Consider the following 7861-nt stretch of genomic DNA (forward strand, 5'->3'; position numbering starts at 1 on the left):
ATTCTTGCATATGATATTCCAAGCATATTCCTTATCTGATTCCCCCTGATTTCCATACGTTAATGCCTCGCTATGAAATATAAAGATTTAAGAGACTTCATTCAGCAACTTGAAAAGCAAGGCGAGCTGAAACGTATCCGAACCGAGGTCGATCCCTACCTGGAAATGACCGTCATCTGCGACCGCATGTTAAAGCAGGGCGGCCCGGCTTTATTGTTTGAAAATCCAAAGGGTTACAATATTGCCGTATTGGGCAACCTTTTTGGTACACCCAAGCGAGTGGCAATGGGCATGGGCGCCAAAGATGTATCAGAACTACGAGGCATTGGTGAATTACTGGCTTATTTAAAGGAGCCCGAACCACCGAAAGGCTTCAGAGATGCCATGGAAAAATTACCGACCTTTAAGCAGGTACTGAACATGGCGCCCAAAATAATCAGTTCGCCAGCTTGCCAGGAAGTAATACGAATTGGTGACGAGGTAGATTTGGGCGTCTATCCAATTCAACACTGCTGGCCGGAAGACGCCGCCCCGCTTATCACCTGGCCATTGGTGATTACTAAAGGCCCTAATAAAGATCGGCAGAATCTGGGTATTTATCGGCTACAAGTGATAGGTAAAAACAAAGTCATCATGCGCTGGCTTGCCCATCGAGGCGGTGCGCTGGACTTTAAAGAATGGCAAGAAAAATATCCTGATAAACCCTTTCCTGTGGCGGTGGCCTTGGGTGCTGACCCAGCGACTATTCTGGCTGCGGTAACGCCAGTGCCGGATTCTCTGTCTGAATATGCCTTTGCCGGCTTGTTACGCGGCAGTAAAACTGAAGTAGCCAAGTGTTTAAGTAACGATCTACAAGTACCCGCCAGCGCTGAAATTGTATTGGAAGGCTTTATCTATCCCGGTGAAACTGCCCCGGAAGGCCCTTATGGCGATCATACCGGCTATTACAATGAGGTCGATGATTTCCCGGTATTTACTATAGAACGCATTACACAACGCCAGGTGCCGATTTATCACAGCACTTATACCGGTCGTCCACCTGATGAGCCCGCAATTTTGGGCGTGGCGCTGAATGAAGTCTTCGTCCCTATCCTGCAAAAGCAGTTTCCGGAAATAGTCGACTTTTACCTACCGCCCGAGGGTTGTTCGTATCGAATGGCGGTGATCAGCATGAAAAAACAATATGCCGGTCATGCCAAACGGGTGATGCTGGGCACCTGGTCTTATTTGCGCCAGTTCATGTACACCAAATTTGTAATTGTGGTCGATGAGGATGTGGATGTGCGCAATTGGCAGGATGTGATCTGGGCCATCACCACCCGTATGGACCCCGCGCGAGATTTGACGATATTGGAAAACACGCCAATCGATTATTTGGATTTTGCCTCCCCGGTATCCGGACTCGGCTCTAAAGTGGGTTTCGATGCCACCAATAAGTGGCCTGGCGAAACTCAGCGCGAATGGGGACGACCTATCGTAATGCGCGAGGACGTGATAAAAAAAGTCGACGCCATGTGGGATACCTTATTCGATTGAAACGCTTAAACCTAGTATGCACAGAATCACTTTGATTCTGTCGAAAGATATTTAATTCGATAAGGCCAGGTCTTAAGGCTATGCCCGGAAGGCCTAATCGAAACTTAAAGTAAAAATCAGACCGTCAGTTGTTCGGACTGAGTTTCGACCTTGGGAAGCACTTGGTTAGACGCCAGTTTAAGACCGCGCTGGAAATAATCACAGGCTTTTTCTTTATTGCCCTTTTCAAACATCAGTTCGCCCAATAACTGACAAACGCCAACCGAGCTATCGATATTCAGGCTTTTTAACAGATATTGCTCTGCTTTTTCCATTTGGCCTGCTTTTCGCGCTAGCTTACCTAGCACTTTAAGCAAGGCTGGATCATTGGGATAAACCGCCAGCCATTGCTCAGCTGTTTGCAAGTGTCTTTCGTTGTTATCGGATTCGATAGTGGCGTATAGCTCCAGCGTAGCTGTATCCCAATGCTTACCCAGTTGTTTAATAACATCATTTTCAACCGCGTTGCCGGCACCCTTGGCAATCATGGCGGCAAAATAGATATTAGCGATGCCAGGCAGAGCTTTGCTATTTTCTGGAATTTCATCCCAACAGGCTTTGATAGCTTGTACATCTTGTTGTGCTGCGGCTTTTTTCAGCAGACTGCTATAGGCTTTAGTTTGTAGCGGCTTGACTTCGGTTTCCAGCAAAACCTTGTTTTGCTGCAACGATGGCAACAAACGACTCAAGCCTTCCCAATCACCAATTTTCTGGTACGCCTGATACATCATAGTCAACACCCTCGGATGGTTGGGGTTGATTGATTGAAGTTTAACCAGTGTTTCCAGCGCCTGCTCGAACTGCTGCTCGGATAGATATAATTCGGCCTGTGTCAAACCAACGGTCAGATTGTCACTCGAAGATTGTGCTATCGCATTTTTAAGATATTCATCGCGTTTATCCAATGCACCGCGTGATTGAGCGGCCCGGGCAGCTATCAAATAATGCAGTAAAGGCGTGCCACTGCTGGCAGCATGTTTAATCAGAATTTTTTCTGCACTTTCCCAATTTCCGGCGGCAATATCGAATAAACCATTGATCAATGCATCCTGCGAACGATTAAATTTAATATTACGTCGATGCTTGGACATTTTGCCGGGTAAGCGCATCAGCACACCTAGTAGCCGAAAAAAACTATACAGCGCAAAAAAACCAAGCACCAGTCCAACGGTAAAAACAGTCAAAGAAGTCTCTAGTGACCAATGTCCAAAGCCGATCAATACGTAGCCAGGATCATTGTGCTGGGCCAGCCAGTTATGCAAGGCATAAGCCACGCCAACAGCGGACAATAAGGAAGCCAGGAAGTAAAGTAAATTTCTCATGACGCTGCTCACTATTGCTGGCCATTAACAGGCTGCTCTGGGGTGGCAGTCGGGACGGGAGTTGGGGCGGGGGCTACCTCAACAGGCTTTTCGTCGAGAACGGCTTTATCCGTTTCCAAACGCAACTTACCAATGTTTTTCAACATCTTCAAAGAGCCGCTGACATCAGGATACTGCGTTTTCAATTGCACACCAGATAGTTTGTCCAATTCAGCAATGAATTGTGCGGTTTGCAGATTTTCGGCAAAGTTACGTTGCAACCATTCTTTGGCATTGGCAATGCTGCTGACAAACAGCGTGTCATTTTGCTGAACCAAGGCAATTTCGATCATTTCCAATCGAACTTTCAATTGTTGCTTAATGAAATGAGCTTCCTCAGGTGACAAAATTGCATTCACCTGCTGTTCGGTGTGACGCAACACTACGTAGCCTTCCAGCTCTTTAGCCACTTTGTCCAGAATTTCATGACCGTGTTCAGATAGATCCTGCGGTATCGCAGCTTTTTCCGGTTCTTTGTCGGCATGCGGTAAAAACACCGATAAACTTTCAACGGCATCCTGTAAATGCTGAATGCCGGCGTAAATACCGACGATATCCGGCACAACCACACCGTTTAACACTGCAATTTCCTTGGCTATCTGTTCGCGAACCTTAAAAACTGCAGCATCGCCGCTTTCTCTAAGACGCTGATCCGCAGCTTCCAAAGCCTCACGGGTTGTAACTACGTCACCCACTAGATGTAGACGTTGATTGGCTACACTCAGCAGGTATTCGGCATCCGCCAGCAACCAGTCACCGCGAGTTTTACCTAGTTGACGCTGTAACATCAAAATCGAAGCGTCCAGTTCTTTGCGCGACGTACTCAGATGCTCTTCATGCATTTTGGAGAAGTCTGATAACGTCTGCGTAAAATGATTATCTTTACCCGTCATCTCGGCATTAACGTTGGCGATTTGCGATTGAACGTTAGACAATTGTTGTTGCAGTCCATTGATGACCTTATCAATCTCGATCAGCTTTTGGCTATCCTGACTGTTTTCAGTATCCTGACTGATGCGTAATTGCTGCATAAAATAAAACCCGGCAGCCGCCAAACCAATCACCAGGATGATAGCAATAATGCCTATCCATAATCCGGTATGAGACTTTTTCACCACCACTACCGGGGCTTGATTGTCTTGTTGTTCTTGAATTACTTCGGCCACTGTTTTTCCCCGCTCAATAACGTCGTCAATGTCTCTAAAATTGCTGCATCTGTAGGCTGCTTGCTGACTATTACGTAGGCAAAACCCAGTTGCTGCGCCAATTGTTTTAATCTGTCGCTGACCACCACCAGTGGAATTTTTTGCAACAAAACCACCGTCTCTTCATCCAGCATGGTCAGCAAATTCTGCAAGCCTTCAGCACTAGTGACAGTACTTGCTTGCAACTGGCCATCCTGCACATGCTGAATCAATAGGCTGCTATCAACATCAGGCAAGTTGCGACGATAAACTTCCAGGTAATCAACGTCTGCGCCACGACTGTGCAATGTTTGCGCCAGTTTTTCCCGCCCCCCCAAGCCTCGCACTATCATTACTCGCTGACTGCTCACACGATGCATAGCGGACTCGGCTAATAGACCTTCACTACTGAATTCAGTTTCAGGCACACAAGCTACTTTTAAGCCTACTTCTTGCAATGCGTTAGCCGTGGCTTTACCTACTGCGGCTAATTTTAAAGCGTGCAAACGGGTCATTTTGCCACTTAACGCTCTCAGTGCAAAATCCACCGCATTGGTGCTGGTAAAAATCAGCCAGTCACAATGCAGTGCTTTTTCAATTAATTCACCATCAACTTTAAGTGGTTGAATCTCTAAAGTTGGAAACTGCAAAGCCTGACCATTCTGTTGTGTGATCAACTTGCAGAGCTTTTCAGCTTGCGCAACTGGTCGCGTAACCAACACCCATGCGCCATTTAGGCCGGTAGTCACTGATATAACTCGCGCAACACCTTATCCGCACCTTGCGCCAATAAATCATCAGCAATGGCTTGACCTAGCTGTTCAGCCTGATCCAGCGAACTATCCGCTTTTGCACGATACAAAACAGAACCATCCGGACTACCCACCAAACCACGCATGAATAATCTGTCGCCATGAATTTCAGCAAAACCGGCAATCGGTACTTGGCAACCACCATTCAAACGTTCATTCATCGCGCGCTCTGCGCGGACACGGATAGTGGTGGTTTCGTCGTGCAACACTTTTAAATATTCATGTATCTCGGCATCATTGATGCGACACTCGATGCCGATAGCACCTTGCCCCATGGCGGGCAAGCTTTCTTCTGGAGACAACGATGCTGTAATACGCGCCCCCATACCCAGCCGCTTCAAGCCCGCAGAGGCTAAAATGATGGCATCGTATTCGCCGGCATCCAGCTTAGCCAGGCGCGTATTGACATTGCCACGTAAGCTGAGAATTTCTGCCTGCGGAAATTTTTCTTTGATCTGACATTGGCGACGCAAGCTGGAAGTGCCGATGCGGGCATCACTGGGCAATTCGGCCAAGCTACTGTAGCGGTTGGATACAAACGCATCCGTCGGATCCTCTCTATCCAATATCACTGCCAGATGTAAACCTTCCGGAAATTCAACCGGCACGTCTTTCATGGAATGCACCGCAATATCGGCAACGCCATCAAGCATGCCTTGTTCCAGTTCTTTTACAAACAAACCTTTGCCGCCTACTTTAGCCAACGGTGCATCCAATATTTTGTCGCCGCGGGTGACCATTTTTACCAGCTCGGTTTTTAGCCCCGGAAAAGCTTGTTGCAGCCGAGCCGCAACATGTTCAGCTTGCCACAACGCTAGCGGACTTTGCCGGGTTGCGATACGAATTGTTTTGTTAGCCAACATAGCTCCTGCCGATTAAGGAAGAAATAAAATCAGAGCCTATTCCATCAAGCTGCCTGAATATAGCAGCGTATTGTAATCTGATTTGTCGATGAAATTCTTTAGAACCTGTTTCTTTTACTTAACGCTTGCATTTGAGATAGCTATTCAGCACTTTGATGCAGCTATAACCCTTTACCTTCAACACTAAGACGGAAGGGTATTGTTATTCACCCGGCTAATTTGTATATTGCCTGCTTACTTGAGAGGAGTATGGCTTTGCAAACGACCAGCAGATTTTTCATTCAATTCATTCGGCTTGCAGGGCCTTTTTGGAATTCAGAGCATAAAACCACCATTCGCGGCTTATCTTTAGCCTTGCTATTGCTGACTGTGTTGCAAATCGCCATTTCAGTCATTATCACGATATGGAGTGCAGATTTGTTTGATGCGCTCGATCAACGATCGATGTCTAGATTTTTTACTCAGATTGGCCTGATCGTCTTGATTTTTATTGCCAACATGGCAATCACTGTTTTACATCTGATGGTCAAACGGCGCATCCAACTAGACTGGCGAGGCTGGCTGACCGATAAACTGATCAGTCAATGGATGAAAGAAGGTCGACATTATTTGGTCACCCATATCCCTGGCGAACACGACAACCCTGACGGCCGTATTGCTGAAGATGTGCGTATTTCCACAGAATATGCTATTGACCTTTTGCATAGCTTGACTTACAGCTTATTAATGCTAATCAGCTTTACCGAAATCCTGTGGGACTTATCCGGCACCATCACTTTAAATTTAGGCTTTACAGAAATACCGATACAAGGTCATTTGGTCTGGATCGCCATGGTCTATGCTGCCAGTGCATCCATGTTGGGCTGGTGGATAGGCCGCCCACTAACTAAAGCGACTGACCACCGCCAAACGGTGGAAGCCAATTTCCGCTTTGCCTTGGTCAAAGCCCGAGAAAACTCACTAGCCATCGCCTTGATCCATGGCGAACGACATGAAAATCCGCATTTTCATAGCCTGTTTGGCAACATTATCAATGCCTGGAACCAGCAAACCAAAGCCTGGGAAAAAATCATGTTGTTTAGCTCTGGATATTCAGTTCTATCCATGGCTTTTCCTATTTTGGTATCAGCACCCCGTTATATACTCGGCAGTATTTCATTAGGCGCTTTAATGCAGGCAGCACAGTCGTTTCAACACATGGTCTCCGCACTGTCCTGGCCGGTGGACAACATGGGGCGAGTTGCTGAATGGCGTGCATCCGTGGAGCGTGTTTTAGGTTTGACTGGCGCACTGGATCAATTAGAGCGGGAAATTGCCAAACCGGATCCTCACCGAATTCACTTGGAGAAAAAAAACCAATCCATTTTGCGTTTTGATAATTTGTGCATATCCAGGCTGGACGGCATTATCTGCATCTCCTGCCTGAACGAAGAAATCAAGCTAGGCGAACGAGTATTAATTGCCGGTAACGCTTTTACCGGCAACAAGCTATTCAAAGCTATCGCCGGCTTGTGGCCTTGGGGAGAAGGCACTATTGAGTTGCCCGATAATGACCCCCTGTTTTTTATGCCGCCACGGCCGTTCTTGCCCAATGGCACCTTACGCGCAGCTATTTGCTATCCATCGCCCAGTGATAACTTCAGTCAAGCCGATCTGGAATATACTTTGGAACTATCCGGCGTAAAAGACTTGATTTCACAACTGGATGAGATAGGAGACTGGGAAAAAAACCTGGAACGTGAGCAGTTACAACGTCTGGGCTTGGTGCGACTGCTATTGCAACGTCCCAAATGGATCATGATGCAGGAAGCCTTTGATTCTCTGGATCCTGATGGTGAGATGGATATGATTCGTATCATCAACCAAAAACTGCCGGACTCGACCTTATTAACCATCACCAAGCAGCCAAACATACAGGCACTGCATAAACGACAAATTATTTTAAGTTAAGGAATATGCATGGAATATCATATGCAAGAATCCTGTGTAGGTGCGAATTTATCCGCACAGTGCGAATAAATTCGCACCCACAGCTGACGAACTTGTTTCATGCGCATTCCTAACTA

Annotated in this window: 6 protein-coding genes; 2 read left to right on the forward strand and 4 right to left on the reverse strand. The window is 46.8% G+C overall.

The features are described from left to right. Positions 1-72 precede the first annotated feature (72 nt). Positions 73-1536 (forward strand): 4-hydroxy-3-polyprenylbenzoate decarboxylase, encoded by a 1464-nt coding sequence (ubiD, locus tag A1359_RS19830; protein WP_066987607.1) that lies wholly within the window; start codon positions 73-75, stop codon positions 1534-1536. A gap of 116 nt (positions 1537-1652) precedes the next feature. Here ubiD and A1359_RS19835 read toward each other — a convergent pair whose 3' ends face one another. The 4 genes from A1359_RS19835 to hemC are packed head-to-tail and all read right to left on the reverse strand — an operon-like array spanning position 1653 to position 5792. Beyond that, positions 1653-2897 carry a heme biosynthesis HemY N-terminal domain-containing protein gene (locus tag A1359_RS19835; protein WP_066987609.1) on the reverse strand — a complete coding sequence of 415 codons (1245 nt, stop codon included), beginning with the start codon at positions 2895-2897 and terminating at the stop codon, positions 1653-1655. Positions 2898-2908: 11 nt separating this feature from the next. Further along, positions 2909-4102 carry a uroporphyrinogen-III C-methyltransferase gene (locus tag A1359_RS19840; RefSeq protein WP_066987611.1) on the reverse strand — a complete coding sequence of 398 codons (1194 nt, stop codon included), beginning with the start codon at positions 4100-4102 and terminating at the stop codon, positions 2909-2911. Then, complete coding sequence (locus A1359_RS19845) at positions 4090-4869, reverse strand: uroporphyrinogen-III synthase (RefSeq protein ID WP_066987612.1); 780 nt, start codon at positions 4867-4869, stop codon at positions 4090-4092. The genes A1359_RS19840 and A1359_RS19845 overlap by 13 nt, the downstream gene beginning before the upstream one ends. Then, positions 4866-5792 (reverse strand): hydroxymethylbilane synthase, encoded by a 927-nt coding sequence (gene hemC, locus A1359_RS19850; RefSeq protein WP_066987617.1) that lies wholly within the window; start codon positions 5790-5792, stop codon positions 4866-4868. Before hemC ends, A1359_RS19845 begins: the two co-directional genes overlap by 4 nt. 252 nt (positions 5793-6044) lie before the next feature. Between hemC and A1359_RS19855 the strand changes: the two genes are divergently transcribed. Further along, complete coding sequence (locus A1359_RS19855; RefSeq protein ID WP_066987615.1) at positions 6045-7745, forward strand: ABC transporter ATP-binding protein/permease; 1701 nt, start codon at positions 6045-6047, stop codon at positions 7743-7745. Positions 7746-7861: the final 116 nt, after the last annotated feature.

The organism is Methylomonas lenta (genome assembly GCF_001644015.1).
In the GTDB taxonomy this organism is placed as follows: Bacteria; Pseudomonadota; Gammaproteobacteria; order Methylococcales; family Methylomonadaceae; genus Methylomonas; species Methylomonas lenta.

Bases quoted from the DNA above. Each gene is read 5' to 3' on its own strand.
- ubiD (WP_066987607.1), top strand. From the start codon at position 73: ATGAAATATAAAGATTTAAGAGACTTCATTCAGCAACTTGAAAAGCAA.
- A1359_RS19835 (WP_066987609.1), bottom strand. From the start codon at position 2,897: ATGAGAAATTTACTTTACTTCCTGGCTTCCTTATTGTCCGCTGTTGGC.
- A1359_RS19855 (WP_066987615.1), top strand. From the start codon at position 6,045: ATGGCTTTGCAAACGACCAGCAGATTTTTCATTCAATTCATTCGGCTT.